Annotated in this window: 14 protein-coding genes, 1 rRNA gene and 1 other RNA gene; 7 read left to right on the top strand and 9 right to left on the bottom strand. The window is 31.3% G+C overall.

Annotated features, from left to right (window positions below; genetic code table 11):
• Positions 1-229 precede the first annotated feature (229 nt).
• The 6 genes from tadA to lepA form a co-directional block, all read right to left on the bottom strand.
• Positions 230-697: a tRNA adenosine(34) deaminase TadA gene (gene tadA, locus M9407_RS03210; protein WP_250237059.1), complete on the bottom strand. Its 468-nt coding sequence runs from the start codon at positions 695-697 to the stop codon at positions 230-232.
• A 141-nt stretch (positions 698-838) separates the two neighbouring features.
• Complete coding sequence (gene acpS / locus M9407_RS03205; protein WP_250231941.1) at positions 839-1219, bottom strand: holo-ACP synthase; 381 nt, start codon at positions 1217-1219, stop codon at positions 839-841.
• Positions 1219-1953, bottom strand: a complete 735-nt coding sequence (gene pdxJ, locus M9407_RS03200; protein WP_250237058.1) for a pyridoxine 5'-phosphate synthase — start codon at positions 1951-1953, stop codon at positions 1219-1221. Before pdxJ ends, acpS begins: the two co-directional genes overlap by 1 nt.
• 687 nt (positions 1954-2640) lie before the next feature.
• A complete protein-coding gene (gene rnc, locus M9407_RS03195; protein ID WP_250237427.1) occupies positions 2641-3339 on the bottom strand; it encodes a ribonuclease III in 699 nt (232 codons plus the stop codon).
• Positions 3340-3456: 117 nt separating this feature from the next.
• Complete coding sequence (gene lepB / locus M9407_RS03190; protein WP_250237057.1) at positions 3457-4452, bottom strand: signal peptidase I; 996 nt, start codon at positions 4450-4452, stop codon at positions 3457-3459.
• An 18-nt stretch (positions 4453-4470) separates the two neighbouring features.
• Positions 4471-6273, bottom strand: a complete 1803-nt coding sequence (gene lepA, locus M9407_RS03185; protein WP_250237056.1) for a translation elongation factor 4 — start codon at positions 6271-6273, stop codon at positions 4471-4473.
• A 376-nt stretch (positions 6274-6649) separates the two neighbouring features.
• Between lepA and ung the strand changes: the two genes are divergently transcribed.
• A complete protein-coding gene (ung, locus tag M9407_RS03180; protein ID WP_250237055.1) occupies positions 6650-7336 on the top strand; it encodes a uracil-DNA glycosylase in 687 nt (228 codons plus the stop codon).
• A 359-nt stretch (positions 7337-7695) separates the two neighbouring features.
• Here the strand turns inward: ung and grpE are convergent, their stop codons facing one another.
• Positions 7696-8283, bottom strand: a complete 588-nt coding sequence (gene grpE, locus M9407_RS03175; RefSeq protein WP_250237054.1) for a nucleotide exchange factor GrpE — start codon at positions 8281-8283, stop codon at positions 7696-7698.
• Positions 8284-8413: 130 nt separating this feature from the next.
• On the opposite strand from grpE, the gene nadK reads away from it, so the two are divergent.
• Positions 8414-9307, top strand: a complete 894-nt coding sequence (nadK, locus tag M9407_RS03170; RefSeq protein WP_250237053.1) for an NAD(+) kinase — start codon at positions 8414-8416, stop codon at positions 9305-9307.
• 184 nt (positions 9308-9491) lie between these two features.
• Positions 9492-9752 (top strand): outer membrane protein assembly factor BamE, encoded by a 261-nt coding sequence (locus tag M9407_RS03165; protein ID WP_250235099.1) that lies wholly within the window; start codon positions 9492-9494, stop codon positions 9750-9752.
• A gap of 27 nt (positions 9753-9779) precedes the next feature.
• On the opposite strand, the gene M9407_RS03160 is transcribed toward M9407_RS03165, so the two are convergent.
• Complete coding sequence (locus tag M9407_RS03160) at positions 9780-10223, bottom strand: type II toxin-antitoxin system RatA family toxin (protein ID WP_250237052.1); 444 nt, start codon at positions 10221-10223, stop codon at positions 9780-9782.
• Between the two features lie 91 nt (positions 10224-10314).
• On the opposite strand from M9407_RS03160, the gene smpB reads away from it, so the two are divergent.
• From smpB to pssA, 4 genes are all read left to right on the top strand, one after another.
• Positions 10315-10779, top strand: a complete 465-nt coding sequence (gene smpB, locus M9407_RS03155) for an SsrA-binding protein SmpB (protein ID WP_250231803.1) — start codon at positions 10315-10317, stop codon at positions 10777-10779.
• Between the two features lie 54 nt (positions 10780-10833).
• Positions 10834-11221: a transfer-messenger RNA gene (gene ssrA, locus M9407_RS03150) on the top strand.
• 351 nt (positions 11222-11572) lie between these two features.
• Positions 11573-11902 carry a DMT family transporter gene (locus tag M9407_RS03145; protein ID WP_250237051.1) on the top strand — a complete coding sequence of 110 codons (330 nt, stop codon included), beginning with the start codon at positions 11573-11575 and terminating at the stop codon, positions 11900-11902.
• A 274-nt stretch (positions 11903-12176) separates the two neighbouring features.
• Complete coding sequence (gene pssA / locus M9407_RS03140; RefSeq protein ID WP_250237050.1) at positions 12177-13553, top strand: CDP-diacylglycerol--serine O-phosphatidyltransferase; 1377 nt, start codon at positions 12177-12179, stop codon at positions 13551-13553.
• Between the two features lie 82 nt (positions 13554-13635).
• On the opposite strand, the gene M9407_RS03135 is transcribed toward pssA, so the two are convergent.
• A 23S ribosomal RNA gene (locus M9407_RS03135) occupies positions 13636-16618 on the bottom strand.
• Positions 16619-16651 lie beyond the last annotated feature (33 nt).

Here is a 16651-nt window from a genome sequence, read left to right as displayed (position 1 = left end):
AAACGAAACAATAGTTAATTTTATTAATAATCTTATTAATAAGAACAAGATACCAAAATAGAAATATGACTATATTATATTCATTGTAATGGAATTAACACTCATTTGTCATGTAAGGTATGGTTATATCTTTGTTTTCACGATATTCTTTCATGGGTTTTTATTTTTTAATTTAAATAAATACAAGATTGATTTACATTATCAATTCTATTAATATTTTCTAATGATATCAGGTTTGACGTTGACGTTTAAAAAATTTATTCAATTGATAAGCACATTCTTTTTCTAATACCCCAGTTGTTAAAGATACACGATGATTATTCATTGGATGGAGGAGCGTACTTTTTAGCCATGATCTTTGTCCAATTTTACTATTTTTAGCGCCACAAACTAATCGATAAATACGAGCATGAATTATTGCTCCAATACACATTATACATGGTTCTAAAGTAACATAAAGAGTAGTACCTAATAATCGATAATTACCCAAAATTTTGCCTCCTGTACGTAATGCTATAATTTCTGCATGAGCACTTGGATCATGGCATATAATAGAAGAATTCCAACCGTAACTTATAAGTTTACCATTTTTAATTAAAACAGCTCCTACTGATATTTCTCCAATAATCTCAGCATGGGCAGCTAATGCAATAGCATGACGCATCCATATCGTATCTATATCTTTTATTTCATACATTCAGCTTCCAATAAAAATGTTACAACATATAATTAATAAAATAGTTCTGAAACAGATATTGAGATACTCATTTTGTGTTACAATAAAGCATCAAAATAATTTTTTTGATTAGAAACATTATTAATATTTACATTTTACTTTTTATCGTTCCAATATAACAAACGCGCATGCATACGAATTGGTGTCAGATAAAGTAATATGCATTTTTTTTAATGATAATTTATTAGCTAATAGAGCTGTACATGAAAAGAAATGCAACATCGGTTTTCCTAGTTTATCGTTAAATATTTCAATTTGATTAAGTGTCACTCCTTGGCTTATTCCAGTACCAAATGCTTTAGCCACTGCTTCTTTTGCAGCGAAACGTTTTGCTAAGAAATGTACAGGACACTTTTTATTTTTGTATATTTTCCATTCTGACTCACTAAGTATACGCGTAGCCAACTTATCTCCGCTATGTGTTATTATTTTTTTTATTTTCCTAATATCAACGATATCTACGCCAATTCCGTGAATCACTATTAACCTCTTCTTGAGTCTTGTATCAATTTCTTCATATCTTGAATAGCTTTAGGTAATCCACAAAATATTGACCGGCTAATTATAGAATGTCCTATATTTAATTCTTGTATTCCTGGTAACGCCGCAATAGGTCGTACATTATAATAATTAAGACCATGTCCAGCATTGACTTTTAAACCATTATCTACAGCGTATTGCACACTTTTTTTAATACGTTTATATTCTAAATTTTGAGTTGCTGCATCTATAGCATGAGAATACATTCCGGTATGTAGTTCTATATAAGGCGCTCCTATATTATATGCAACACTAATTTGTTGTTCATTAGGATCAATAAACAACGACACCCTAATTCCAGCCTCAGTCAGTTTAAATATTATATCTTGTAATTTATTTGATTGATTAATTATATCTAAACCACCTTCAGTTGTGAGTTCTTGACGTCTTTCAGGTACTAAGCAACAACAATGTGGTTTTAATATACATGCGATATTAATCATTTCATCTGTTGCTGCTATTTCTAAGTTCATAGATGTTTGTATAGTTTTACGTAACATTTTGACATCTCGATCTGTAATATGACGACGGTCTTCTCTTAAATGTATAGTAATACTATCTGCTCCTGATTGTTCTGCAATGAATGCAGCATATATAGGATCAGGATACGTAGTATTTCTTGCGTTGCGTAGTGTTGCAATGTGATCAATATTTACACCTAATAATAAATTTGACATTATATGTATGCCTTAAATACAGTTATTTGATAGTTATTGAATATAAATATAAATTATATATATATTTCTTTTTAAATGTATTTTTTTGTTGTTTCTATTTAATTTAAATTACGTTATGCTGTACTGTCGATCTATTAAAATGTAATGTTGACAACAAATAATTATTTTTGATTTAAAATTACAATTTTTTACGCATAATTCTTAATGGTTGAATGGACCTTGTTAAGATTTATAAATTTCATTTTATAAAAGTATATATCTACACGATATAAATGTTTATTTACATAAGTATTATTGATATTGAACTACCCATATAATACTGGAAATGTTGATATCGTCAGATTTGGAATTATTTGCGTTGATTCAAATAATATAAATATAGCATTCTTGAAATTACAACAAAATAAAAATATCTCTATAAAATAGATCACAAGGAGCGTTTGTTTATATATGTGTGGTGTATGATAGATTTAACAAGTCTTTTGAGATGATTTTTGTTCAGAGATGTAGTTAATTACATAAATTAATTCATTTGATTTGTAAATTTGTGAAGTTATGTTTTAAAATAGTCAACATACCTTTTAACAATTGTATACTTATTTATTGAATAAACTTAACAACATGAGGTGATTTTATTTAAAATCTGAATATGTTACGTAATTTGCGATCAATAACCACGTGATTAGATCATTTGTTTTGGTTATGTTCCTCCAGTACTTCTAAAATTTTTTTTGCTGCATTTTGTTCAGCTCTACGTCGACTAGAACCACAGCCAATAATCGGTTGTGTTAATTTACTAACTTGACAATTTATTGTAAATGTTTGATTGTGTGCCTCTCCAATTATTTGATTGATCCAATATACAGGTAACGGTAAACGACGATGTTGCATATATTCTTGCAGACGAGTTTTTGGATCTTTTTGTTTATCATAAGCATAAGGATCCATGTGATCTATACGGATTTTGTACCAATGAATAATTAATATTTCAATAGTTTGAATATTACTATCTAAAAATATACCGCCTATTAAGGCTTCTATTGTATTAGCTAAAATGGATTCACGTTGATATCCTCCGTTTTTTAGCTCTCCTTGTCCTAGTTGTAGATAATCTCCTAAATTAAATTCTCGTGCTAGTGTTGCTAATGTATTTTCACGCACCAAATTTGCACGCATTCTACTCATATCTCCTTCACTAATATGAGGAAATCTATGGTACAACAAGTTGGCTATTACATAATTTAATATAGCATCGCCTAAAAATTCTAGTCTTTCATTGTGTTGATTGCTAGAACTTCTATGAGTTAGCGCTTGTAATAATAAGTCATATCGATTAAAAGTATAACCAAGTTTTTCTTGAAGTGTATTAATTAACATAATATTTATGTATTACATATTTTTGATAATGTTAATGGAGAAAGCTTTTATAATTAATGTCAAACAGATTCATTACAACAAATGTAATAAAATAATTCTAATTTATGATTAAAGAATATAAATGACTTATTGTATATTACCAATTCTATGGAGTTGGATACTAATGGGCCATATTCCTTCTTGTTGCTTTTTTATATTCATCCAAATTATTATTGCTTTTCCTATTATATTGCGTTCAGGAACAAATCCCCAATAACGACTATCTGCGCTGTTATCCCTGTTATCTCCCATTACAAAATACTCGCCTGCGGGCACTAACCACTCAGATATTAAGTGCTTTGTATGCTGATCATACATTTTTATTAAGTTTTGATCGCCAGGTGGTATCATTGTTAAGATGTTGTGTTCTATTCCACTGAACGATTCTGTAGTTTGAATGAGTCGAATGCCATGAGAACATTTTTGATGCGGTCCTATTTGAATAAAGGAAGAATTAACCTTTCCGTTCACGTCATTATTAAATACTTGAATAAAATTGCTAGGAACAACATTACTATAAACAATAGGTAATGGTTGTATACATGCAATGTTATTAACATGATTGGCATATATCATTAATTGTTTAGTAATAATGTTATAGACTACTTTATCTCCTGGCTCTCCAATTACTCGTTTAATATAGTTTAGTTCGGGATTTTTAGGATATTTAAACACTACTATATCTCCACGCCTTGGATGTCCGGTATTAATCAATGTTTTTTGAGTAATAGGATTTTTAATGCCATATATGAATTTTTTTACTAAAATAAAGTCTCCTATTAACAAAGTAGGCATCATGGATCCAGAAGGTATTCGGAATGGTTCAAAAATAAATGATCGTATTATAAATACTAATAATAATATCGGAAAAATTGAAGATATAAATTCAGAAATTATTGAACAATATGATATTATCAATGAATAAGCATTTCTTGATTGTTGATAAGTATTGGTTGATTTTTGAAGGAATATTTTTTTATGTTGATCACGATTATACATTATTGTACGCAATTTTTTTATACTCCAGAAAATACCCGATATTCCTGTAATAATTGCTAAGGTCAAAGAAAATGCGTTAATCATACAAATAAAATCCTTTAGTTATTTTTTATTGTTATTGACATCAAAGATTGCTAGAAATACAGTATGTGGTAAATTAACATTACCTATTTGTTTCATACGTTTTTTTCCTTCTTTTTGATTATATAATAATTTTTTCTTTCGAGTTATATCGCCTCCATGACATTTTGCTAAAACATTTTTCCGTAGCTGTTTTACAATGTCACGCGATATTATTCGTTTACCAATAGTTGCTTGAATCACAATATCAAATTGTTGTCTTGGGATTAATTTTTGTAGTTTATTAACCAATAGACGTCCATGATATATAGATTCTTCTTGATGCGTAATTACCGTTAATGCATCAATACGTTTTTTATTAATTAATATTTCTATACACACTATGTTCGATATCTGGAAACGACTGAATTTATATTCAAATGAAGCATATCCATGAGATACTGATTTTATTTGATCAAAAAAATTTAATATTATTTCAGACATAGGCAATTCGTAAGTTAATGTAATCTGATCACCATGGTATATTATGTCAACTTGAGTGCCTCTTTTTTTAATGCATAAAGAAATAATTTCTCCAAGATATTTTTTTGGGAACAATATGTTACATAAAACAACAGGTTCGCGTATTTCTTTAATTTTAGTTAAAGAGAGCAATTTTGATGGACTATCTACATACATTATTTGATTGTCAATGGTTAATATTTCATATACTACCATTGGAGCTGTAACAAGTAAATTAAGTGAATATTCCCGTCTTAATCTTTCTTGAATTATTTCCAAATGTAATAGCCCAAGAAACCCACAACGAAATCCTAAACCTAAAAATTCTGATCTTTCTGGCTCATAAAATAGAGAAGAATCATTTAAACTAAGTTTATATAAAGCGTCATGAAAGATTTTTTGATTTTTAGAGTCTATAGGAAATAATCCTGCATAAACATAAGGTTGAAGTTTTTTAAAACCATGACACGCATTTTTTGCGGGACGAGTTGACAGAGTGAATGTATCTCCTACAGGGGTCTTTATGATATTTTTGTTGGCACAAACTAACCAACCTACTTCTCCACAAGCTAACATTTCTCGTTTTACTTGTTTTGGAGTGAAGATACCTATTTGATCAACAGTATATTTTTGACCTGTATTCATGGATTTCAACACATCACCTCTATATAATTTACCATTTTTGATACATATTAGCGATACAACACCTAAATATTTATTAAACCAAGAATCTATAATTAGTGCTTGCAGAGGAGCGGATGGATCTCCTTGAGGATGAGGAATATCATAAATTAAACGCTCTAATAATTCTGATATGCCATAACCAGTTTTAGCTGAACATTGTATTGCATTGTTTACGTCAATACCAATGATGTTTTTAATTTCTTGAGATACTCGATTAGGATCTGCTGTTGATAAATCAATTTTATTTAATGCCACAATGATTTTTAAATTCATTTCTTTAGCAATTCGATAATTGGCTACAGTTTGCGCTTCCACTCCTTGAGTAACATCTACTATTAATAAGGCGCCTTCACATGCCGCTAAAGATCGAGAAACTTCATAAGAAAAATCAACATGACCAGGAGTATCAATAAGATTCAGCTGATAAGGTTGACCGTTTTTAGACGTATAATTGAGTGTCACATTTTGTGATTTTATCGTAATGCCACGTTCTCGTTCTAATTCCATGGAATCTAATACTTGAGATGTCATTTCACGTTCGTTTAATCCACCGCAAGTTTGAATAAACCGATCAGATAACGTTGATTTTCCGTGATCAATATGCGCAATAATGGAAAAATTACGTATGTATTTTATCATGATTAATATTAGTTGAATGCAAAAAAATAAATATAGTTAATATAAAAATAGTAATTAATTAGTGTATAATAAAATATTATAGATGCATATGAAAATGATTGTATAAGAATATTTACGATATTTTGAAGAATTATTTGCAAGTATGTATGGTTACCTATTCGATTATTGGATATACTTCATGATTAGACTATCTCGTATAGTGTTGTAATAAATTTATTATAATTTTTGATATTAACTGTTTATTATAATCTTTAGTATTAAGATCAAAAAAATTACCAATAAATTATTAGTGTTTAAATTTTTATCGATAAATGAAAATATCGATGATAAATGAAAATTTTATTTGTACGATTACATAATAATACGGAAAAAGACTGTGTCTCAAGAATTGACTTGGCGGCGTTTGTTATCACAAGAAAAAACATTGCCGTACTTTCAGAATATATTGTTTGCCATAGAGGAACGTAAAAAAAAAGGTATTACGATTTATCCTAAAAAAAAAGATATTTTTAACGCGTTTCGTTTTACTAGTTTTAAATCTATAAAAGTTGTTATTATAGGTCAGGATCCTTATCACGGACCTAATCAAGCACATGGATTTGCATTTTCCGTATTGCCTGGTATTTCGCCGCCTCCTTCTTTAAGGAATATTTATAAAGAACTTGCATCTGATATACCCAATTTTGTAATACCAGAGCACGGTTGTTTGCAGGGTTGGGCTCAGGAAGGGGTGCTATTGCTTAACAGTATTTTAACTGTTGAGGCAGGAAGAAGTTGTTCTCATGCTGATATTGGATGGGAACGATTTACAGATAAAGTAATATGTATACTGAACACATATAAGGAAAAAATTATATTTTTACTATGGGGTAAGTATGCTCAACACAAAGGTAGCATCATTAACTATAAAAAACATTATATTTTAACTGCGCCACATCCTTCACCTATATCAGCTCGACGTGGATTCTTAGGATGTCATCATTTTTCTAAGGTTAATATATTATTGACGCAACAAAATAAACAAATTATTAATTGGCAACCCAAAACAATTGAATCAATCTAATATAAGTAAAAAAATATACTATGAAGGATAATTTCCTTTATGTAGCTTTGGTTATTTTATGTTTTGTATTTTAAATATCATTGTTGATTTATCACGATAAATCAACAATGATAAATTAATAATTTATAATATATTTAAAAAATTTATATAATTTAATGAATTTAATTATTAAATTTAATTTAAATTAATTAAATAAATATAATTGTATTGTTTATGAAAATTTTATGTAAAGTATGATCATATTAATTAGATTAAAAATACAGCACGTTATTATTTCATGAAGGGGTGCATGAAAATTTGTAAATATACAATAAGCACTATTTTTTATTTATAACATTTTAAAAAAACATAATAATCCGTCATTTAGATTGTGATACTGTTACCATAGCAGGTCGAATTAATCTTCCATTCAGGATGTATCCTTTTTGAATTATTGTTAATACTTGATTGGGTTTATGGTCTTCAGATTCTATTATAGATATTGCTTGATGTATTTCAGGATTGAATGGCACGTTAATTTCATGTATGGATTTTAATCCAAATTTGTGCACAGTGTCTAAAAATGATTTTAATGTTAATTCAATACCTTCTATTATAGCAGATAGTGAAGTATTAGAATTATCTGAAATATTTATTGTACGTTCTAAATTATCAATTACTGGTAATAATTCAAAGATAAATCGTTCTAATCCAAATTTATGGATTTTTTCTATTTCTTGAGTATTACGTCGACGGATGTTTTCTATTTCAGCTGTAAGGCGTAATACGGTATTACGTTCGTGTTCTTGAAGTTGCGCTAATTTTATTTTTAATTTAATAATTTGATCATTTTTAGGATCAATAATGTTATCTGCTATCGAAACAGATTCTAATAGTTCTTCTTTTTCTGATTTTTCATTCCGTAATGTACTTTCATCAATATTGTTTTTTACATTATTATCTATCATGAATTTTCTCCTCCGTTTCCTGATTATATGTTTTATAATTCAGTTATTATAAGGATGAATAACAGGTATTCAAGACATCATTTATTATGAGTAAAAGTTATAACAAAAACAGAAAGGATTCAATAATAATATGACTTCTTCTATTTTTCGTACTATTGGTATTATCGGATATTCTCGTTATCCAAAAGCCGTACATACATATGATATATTATATCATTGGTTATATAGTAAAGGGATTACAGTAATAATCGAACATCATGCTGCTAGTTTATTAAATGCACAAAAAGCAGTTGTAGGTGATTTAAACGATATAGGAAATTACGCAGATTTAGCTATAGTCATAGGCGGAGATGGCAATATGTTAAGAGCTGCGAATATTTTAGCACGGCACGATATTAAAGTTATTGGGATCAATCGTGGAACTCTTGGTTTTCTTACTGATTTAGACCCTAATTCAGCGCTAGTGGAGTTATCTGATGTTCTATCAGGGCATTTTATTAATGAAAAGCGTTTTTTATTAGATGTAACAGTACAACGTTACAATAATTTAATCAGATTAGGTAGTGCTATTAATGAAGTTATTTTACATACAAACACAATTAGACATATGATTGAATTTGAATTATATATTGATGATAACTTTATTTTTTCACAGAGATCCGATGGTTTAATTATTTCTACTCCAACTGGATCAACCGCATATGCTTTATCTGCTGGAGGACCTATTCTTAGCCCTACAGTAGATGCTATTTTATTAGTACCAATATGCCCTCATACTTTGTCATCTCGGCCAGTTGTGATTAATAGTAAAAGTATGATTTGTCTGAAATTTTCTAAAGTAACATCTGAATTGAAAATAGGTTATGATAATCAAACTCCTGTTTTGGTATGTAAAGAAGAGGAAATTTTTATTCAACGTAGTAATCATTATCTTGATTTGATTCACCCTAGTAATTATAACTATTTTAAGACACTAAATATTAAGCTTGGTTGGTCACAGAATATTGCTGAAAATAAAAAATAATATTGTATTGATAATTATAACAAAAAAAATCATAGGTGTAATTAAACAATAATCATATGAGTATTAATTTTATATTACATTTGAAAAATAGATTGAGCAAAAAATTATGTATTTGAAAGTATTTTTTAGAACGCTACATACCATTATTTTTTTTATAACTCTGATATGTAGCATGAATTGTACTATGTTGCAATATATGCCTCAATACTCTGATATTAAGCAAGGTAATTATTTAAATGAATATGATATTAAAAAAATTCGTGTTGGAATGACAAAATTGGAAATCTCTTCTAATATCGGAGAGCCGACATTAGAGGGTTTTTTAAACCCAAATATATGGTATTATATCTTTTATTATCGTAGTGGTAATAAAATGTTGGAGCATCAAATTTTGACATTAAAATTTGATGCTCATGACATCTTAGTAACTGTAGAAAAAAGGTAATCATGCTTCTAAGGTGTTTTTATGTTGTTATGTATGATAAGTACCGTACATTATATGAGCCCTGGAAATGAATGCTGTAATTATGTTTTTATATTTAGTTTTAAAAATATGATTAAAAATTTTTTCGATAAATATTGATTTAAATTCGTAATGAGAAAAATATTCAATTCTACTGACAGCAGAAGTAATAGGAATAAATTCCCAATATCCATAAAATGATTTGAATGGTCCTTTTACCAAAAGGATTGAGATACTTTTGTTATGTATAAAAAAATTATGAGTGATCAATGATTTAGCAATTCCATTAGAAACTATATTCATTTCAGCAATTAATTCATTATTATTTTGTTCTAAAATTTTACTTACATTGCATCCAGGAAGAAATTTAGTATAAGAATTAATATCATTTACCAAATAAAACATTTGTTCTACACTATATGGTACTGAGATAAAATATTTGATGTAAGCCATATCAATCCTGTTTTAAATGGGTTTGAATATTACATTTATATTAATATAATCGTTTTTAGTAATAAAAAATAATATTTTAAAAAAAATTGTTATGAACCAGTTAATTTTAAAGAAAATTACACAAAATAAACACGCATATCATGAATATTTTATTGAAAAAAAAATTGAATCTGGAATTTCATTATTAGGGTGGGAAGTAAAATCTGCACGCTCTAATATGGTAATTATTGATAATAGTTACGTATCTTTTTATAATAAGGAAGCATATATTTGTAATTCTATATTTCAATCAAATGTAACCCAATTTTATAATGAAGCTCACAATTCCGTTCGTGTGCGTAAGTTGTTGTTAAAAAAAAATGAATTATTATTTTTAATGGAAAAAGTTAATCAAAAAAGTTATACTGCGATTATTTTGGATTTATATTGGAAAAATTCTTGGATTAAAGTGAATATTGGAATTGCTAAAGGTAAAAAAAAATACGACAAGAGAAATATAATACATATGCATAAATGGAAGAAAGAAAAAATACATATACTAAAATATACGAAATAATAATTGTTTGTATATACAGTGTTTCGGTGATATAATTATTTTTAATATCAGAATGGGGCTGATTTTGGATTCGACGGAGTATCTTATTATTTAAAGTGCATGCCGAGGTGAGGTAGGCCTCGTAAAAAGCCTCAAAAAAATAAATGCAAATACTACATATAAAGAATCTGTTGCTTTAGCAGCTTAAATCAGACTAATATCCTGAAGGTTCCCTCTCTTTTCAATATTTACTCTTAGATATTAAAATAAGTAGAGAGGTCATATAAATAAGAGTGCGCGTGAGTGCTTGCTTTTGGCTTAACGTTAAGTATTAAAAGCTAGTTGGTTAGTGATTGGTCTTGATATATCTACGCCAATTAAATGTAATTCAAGACCTAAGCATGTAGGTTACTAAGGATAAGAAGAATTCTGGACGCGGGTTCGAATCCCGCCAGCTCCACCATAATTTACGGATCAAATAAAATAAAAAAAGAAATTGAATGATGAAAGATGATGAAATTTACAGGGGATTTTCAATTTATCTTAATGCATTAAGATAAATTGAGGGTAAATATAGTTTTTATATTCTTGGCATGCATGGTTTGGAGTTTTGGTTATAGCTTGTTTATTCAAATCAATAAAAATTCTATCTTATTGATCGCCACTCAAAAATTTCTCTAATGAGATCATGTTTATTTCTCGTTTATCATGCTATGAACAAATCTATTCTTTGTTCATAGCATGATTGTGTTTAATTCAAAAATGTTTATTGCATGTAATTTAAAAAGTTTTAAAGAATGAAGAATAAAATCTTATGGATTATTTATATTTATTTATTGCTATTCTTTCCGAGGTTATTGCTACAGCTTCCTTAAAAGCATCTGAAGGATTTAGTAAATTATGTCCTTCTATTGTAGTAGTGATTGGTTATACGCTCTCTTTTATATTATTATCTTTAGTGTTGCAAACAATACCGATGGGTATTGCATATTCTTGTTGGGCTGGCCTTGGTATTGTGTTTATTACTGTAGCGGGATATGTATTTTATGATCAAAAATTAGATAGTTTAGCTGTTATTGGTATTGCTTTAATTATTATTGGTGTTGTATTGATTAATATATTTTCTGATACGATAGAACATTAACTAATTTTTTTAAAGAAAGTAATTTACTAATTTATTATATTTTTGAAGATATATATATATATGATATATTATTAGTAATAAAATATTAGTATTATTTCTGATGATTCAGTGTTTGTAAAAAGGATTTTTTTTAAAAATTAGACATTATGGTGTTTATTTTCTTTCCGTGCACGTATGATATTTGATGTTGATTTATTGGATTATTTGTATTATGTATGATTATTATATTTTGCAATATGTATTTTAAAATTAAAATAAGATATTTTTGATCGTTATGATAAAAAAAAGAAAATATAGTGAATTAAATAAATATGATGATCATCAAATATTTCTTAGAGAATTGCCTAAAATTATCCAGAAAGTAGATTATTTTAAGATTTTATTCAGTCCTAAGGAATTCAGAACTGCATTACTGCGTGCTATTTATAGGGCAAGCAATCATATCTGTTTGGTTACGTTGTATCTAGACGATGATCCAGGCGGTAAAAAAATTATCGATGCTTTATTCCATGTTAAAAAACTTCGCCCTCAAATCAAAATTAAAATTTTAGTAGATTGGCATCGCGCACGAAGAACTCGTATTGGTTCTTCTAAAAAATATACGAATATTGATTGGTATACAGACATTATAAAACAGTATCCTAATACTGAGATTGCAATATATGGAATACCGATTAATGTGAATGAAGCTTTAGGCGTTCTTCATTTAAAAGGATTTATTATTGATGATCAGATATTGTATAGTGGTGCTAATTTAAGTGATGAGTATTTACATGTAAATACTAAATATCGATATGATCGGTATCATGTAATACGTAATCCACAATTATCTGATATTATGTTGAATTATATTGATAAAGAATTGTTGTCTTCAAAAGTGACTAATAATTTGGGGTATGGAGATTCTTTAAAAAAATTAAATAAAAGTAGGAATAATATTCGTTTGTTGCGTCGTAATTTACGAAGAGTTTGTTACCATTATCAGGGTAACGCTACATTTAATGAATTAGCAATTTCTCCATTAGTTGGGTTAGGTAAAAATAGCACTCTTAATAAAACTATTTATCATTTAATTTATTCGGCAAGAAGTAAAGTTGTATTGTGTACACCTTATTTTAATATGCCTACTATGTTAATACGTGCTTTGGTTTTTTTACTACGTCAGGGAATAAATATAGAAATTATTGTAGGTGATAAAATTGCTAATGATTTTTATGTTCCTATACATCATCCATTTACATTAATTAGTGCTTTACCATATTTATATGAATTAAATTTACGTTATTTTCTAAAAAAATTACAAAAATATATTGATAATAAACGATTATTAGTGCGGATGTGGAAAGAAGGTAATAATGGGTATCATGTGAAAGGTATTTGGGTAGATGATGAATGGCAGTTGATTACTGGAAATAACTTAAATCCTAGATCTATAAGATTTGATTTAGAGAATGCTTTGCTTGTTCATGATCCATGTAAATTGTTATTTCATCAAAAAAATAAAGAATTAAACATGATTCGTATGCATACGAATCATGTTTTGCATTATACATCGTTACAACATGTATCCAATTATCCTAAAAAAATAAGCCAATTACTTTACAGAATGCACAAGATTAGATTTGATCGATTAATCAATCGTATTTTATAAAAATTAAATGTCAATTTGTACCCGTTCATATTTTCTCTATTTTATATTATAACCGCCAATCATTTAAAAATTTCAGAATTGCGAAGTTAAGCTCTCACGGGTCATTAGTATCGGTTAGCTCAACGCTTCACAGCGCTTACACACCCGACCTATCAACGTCATCGTCTTTAACGTCCCTTCAGGAGGATTTTAAAACCCTCAGGGAAGACTCATCTTGAGGCAAGTTTCCCGCTTAGATGCTTTCAGCGGTTATCTTTTCCGCACGTAGCTACCGGGCAATGCCATTGGCATGACAACCCGAACACCAGTGGTGCGTCCACTCCGGTCCTCTCGTACTAGGAGCAGCCCCTCTCAATCTTCCAACGCCCACGGCAGATAGGGACCGAACTGTCTCACGACGTTCTAAACCCAGCTCGCGTACCACTTTAAATGGCGAACAGCCATACCCTTGGGACCTACTGCAGCCCCAGGATGTGATGAGCCGACATCGAGGTGCCAAACACCGCCGTCGATATGAACTCTTGGGCGGTATTAGCCTGTTATCCCCGGAGTACCTTTTATCCGTTGAGCGATGGCCTTTCCATACAGAACCACCGGATCACTAAGACCTGCTTTCGCATCTGCTCGAATCGTCACTCTCGCAGTTAAGCTAGCTTATGCCTTTGCACTAACCTCACGATGTCCAACCGTGATTAGCTAACCTTTGTGCTCCTCCGTTACTCTTTGGGAGGAGACCGCCCCAGTCAAACTACCTACCAGACACTGTCCTTGATCCGGCTAACGGATCTAAGTTAGAATATCAAATGTCAAAGGGTGGTATTTCAAGGATGGCTCCATAAGAGCTAGCGCTCTTAATTCATCGCCTCCCACCTATCCTACACATCAATATTTAATATTCAGTATCAAGCTATAGTAAAGGTTCACGGGGTCTTTCCGTCTTGCCGCGGGTACGCCGCATCTTCACGGCGAATTCAATTTCACTGAGTCTCGGGTGGAGACAGTCTGGCCATCATTACGCCATTCGTGCAGGTCGGAACTTACCCGACAAGGAATTTCGCTACCTTAGGACCGTTATAGTTACGGCCGCCGTTTACCGAGGCTTCGATCAAGAGCTTTTCTTGTTAAGAAGATAACCCTCTCAATTAACCTTCCGGCACCGGGCAGGCGTCACACCGTATACGTCCACTTTCGTGTTTGCACAGTGCTGTGTTTTTAATAAACAGTTGCAGCCAGCTGGTATCTTCGACTGGTTTCAGCTCCAGAAGCAAATCTTGTTCCTTCACTTACGTCCCAGCGTGCCTTCTCCCGAAGTTACGGCACTATTTTGCCTAGTTCCTTCACCCGAGTTCTCTCAAGCGCCTGAGTATTCTCTACCTAACCACCTGTGTCGGTTTATGGTACGATTAGATATAACCTGAAGCTTAGAGGTTTTTCCTGGAAGTATAGCATTAATTCCTTCGCCATATTAATGACTCGTCATCGCGCCTCAGCGTCAGAAAGATTAGATTTTCTGAATCTTTCCGCTTACACGCTTAAACCGAGACTACCGATCCTCGGAGAACCTAGCTTTCTTCGTTACCCCATCGCAGTTATATCTAGTACAGGAATATTAACCTGTTTTCCATCGGCTACGCTTGTTGGCCTCACCTTAGGGGTCGACTCACCCTGCCCCGATTAACGTTGGACAGGAAACCTTAGTTTTTCGGCGAGCGGGTTTTTCACCCGCTTTATCGTTACTTATGTCAGCATTCGCACTTCTGATACCTCCAGCATGTCTTACAACACACCTTCTCAGGCTTACAGAACGCTCCCCTACCCAATAGTTTTATACTCAATAACTGATAAATCACAAATTTAAAAATACTTAAGTATAAAATTCTATTGTCGCAGCTTCGGTGCATGATTTAGCCCCGTTACATCTTCCGCGCAAGCCGACTCGACCAGTGAGCTATTACGCTTTCTTTAAATGATGGCTGCTTCTAAGCCAACATCCTGGCTGTCTAAGCCTTCTCACATCGTTTCCCACTTAATCATGACTTAAGGACCTTAGCTGGCGATCTGGGTTGTTTCCCTCTCCACGACGAATGTTAGCACCCGCCGTGTGTCTCCCGTAATAACTTTCTTTAGTATTCGTAGTTTGCATCGAGTTGGTAGTCTGGGATGGACCCCTAGTCGAAACAGTGCTCTACCCCTAAAGAAGAATTTACGAGGCGCTACCTAAATAGCTTTCGGGGAGAACCAGCTATCTCCCGGTTTGATTGGCCTTTCACCCCTAACCACAAATCATCCGCTAATTTTTCAACATTAGTCGGTTCGGTCCTCCAGTTAGTGTTACCTAACCTTCAACCTGTTCATGGTTAGATCACCGGGTTTCGGGTCTATATCCTGCAACTTAACGCCCAGTTAAGACTCGGTTTCCCTACGGCTCCCTTATTTAGTTAACCTTGCTACAGAATATAAGTCGCTGACCCATTATACAAAAGGTACGCAGTCACGCAAATTAGCAACATTCACGCTCCTACTGCTTGTACGTACACGGTTTCAGGTTCTATTTCACTCCCCTCGCCGGGGTTCTTTTCGCCTTTCCCTCACGGTACTGGTTCACTATCGGTCAGTCAAGAGTATTTAGCCTTGGAGGATGGTCCCCCCATCTTCAGACAGGATATCACGTGTCCCGTCCTACTTGTTGAGTTATGGTAATTAATATATTTTCAGATACGAGGCTATCACTCTATATTGCTAATTTTTCCAAATTATTCTCTTAATATATTAACGACGCTATGTAACTCTGGGCTGTTCCCCGTTCGCTCGCCACTACTAAGGGAATCTCAAATTGATTTCTATTCCTCAGAGTACTAAGATGTTTCAGTTCCTCTGGTTTGCTTTATTCAGTTATGAATTTACTGAATAATAATGCACAATTTAAATTGCATTGGGTTTCCCCATTCGGAAATCACCGGTTAAAACGCTTCAAATCAGCTTACCGATGCTTTTCGCAGATCAGCACGTCCTTCATCGCCTTTGACTGCCAAGGCATCCACCGTGTACGCTTAAATTACTTAACTTCGCAATCCTCAAATTTCTAAATCTTATTAAGA

The organism is Blochmannia endosymbiont of Camponotus sp. (genome assembly GCF_023586365.1).
Classification (GTDB): domain Bacteria; phylum Pseudomonadota; class Gammaproteobacteria; order Enterobacterales; family Enterobacteriaceae; genus Blochmanniella.
This window is presented reverse-complemented; position numbering and strand designations above follow the sequence as displayed.

Excerpts from the sequence above, each read along its gene's own strand:
- tadA (WP_250237059.1), bottom strand. The coding sequence starts at position 697 with ATGTATGAAATAAAAGATATAGATACGATATGGATGCGTCATGCTATT.
- M9407_RS03145 (WP_250237051.1), top strand. The coding sequence starts at position 11,573 with ATGGATTATTTATATTTATTTATTGCTATTCTTTCCGAGGTTATTGCT.
- M9407_RS03160 (WP_250237052.1), bottom strand. The coding sequence starts at position 10,223 with ATGGCTTACATCAAATATTTTATCTCAGTACCATATAGTGTAGAACAA.
- lepA (WP_250237056.1), bottom strand. The coding sequence starts at position 6,273 with ATGATAAAATACATACGTAATTTTTCCATTATTGCGCATATTGATCAC.
- M9407_RS03165 (WP_250235099.1), top strand. The coding sequence starts at position 9,492 with ATGTTGCAATATATGCCTCAATACTCTGATATTAAGCAAGGTAATTAT.
- pdxJ (WP_250237058.1), bottom strand. The coding sequence starts at position 1,953 with ATGTCAAATTTATTATTAGGTGTAAATATTGATCACATTGCAACACTA.
- pssA (WP_250237050.1), top strand. The coding sequence starts at position 12,177 with ATGATAAAAAAAAGAAAATATAGTGAATTAAATAAATATGATGATCAT.
- nadK (WP_250237053.1), top strand. The coding sequence starts at position 8,414 with ATGACTTCTTCTATTTTTCGTACTATTGGTATTATCGGATATTCTCGT.
- grpE (WP_250237054.1), bottom strand. The coding sequence starts at position 8,283 with ATGATAGATAATAATGTAAAAAACAATATTGATGAAAGTACATTACGG.
- lepB (WP_250237057.1), bottom strand. The coding sequence starts at position 4,452 with ATGATTAACGCATTTTCTTTGACCTTAGCAATTATTACAGGAATATCG.
- smpB (WP_250231803.1), top strand. The coding sequence starts at position 10,315 with ATGAACCAGTTAATTTTAAAGAAAATTACACAAAATAAACACGCATAT.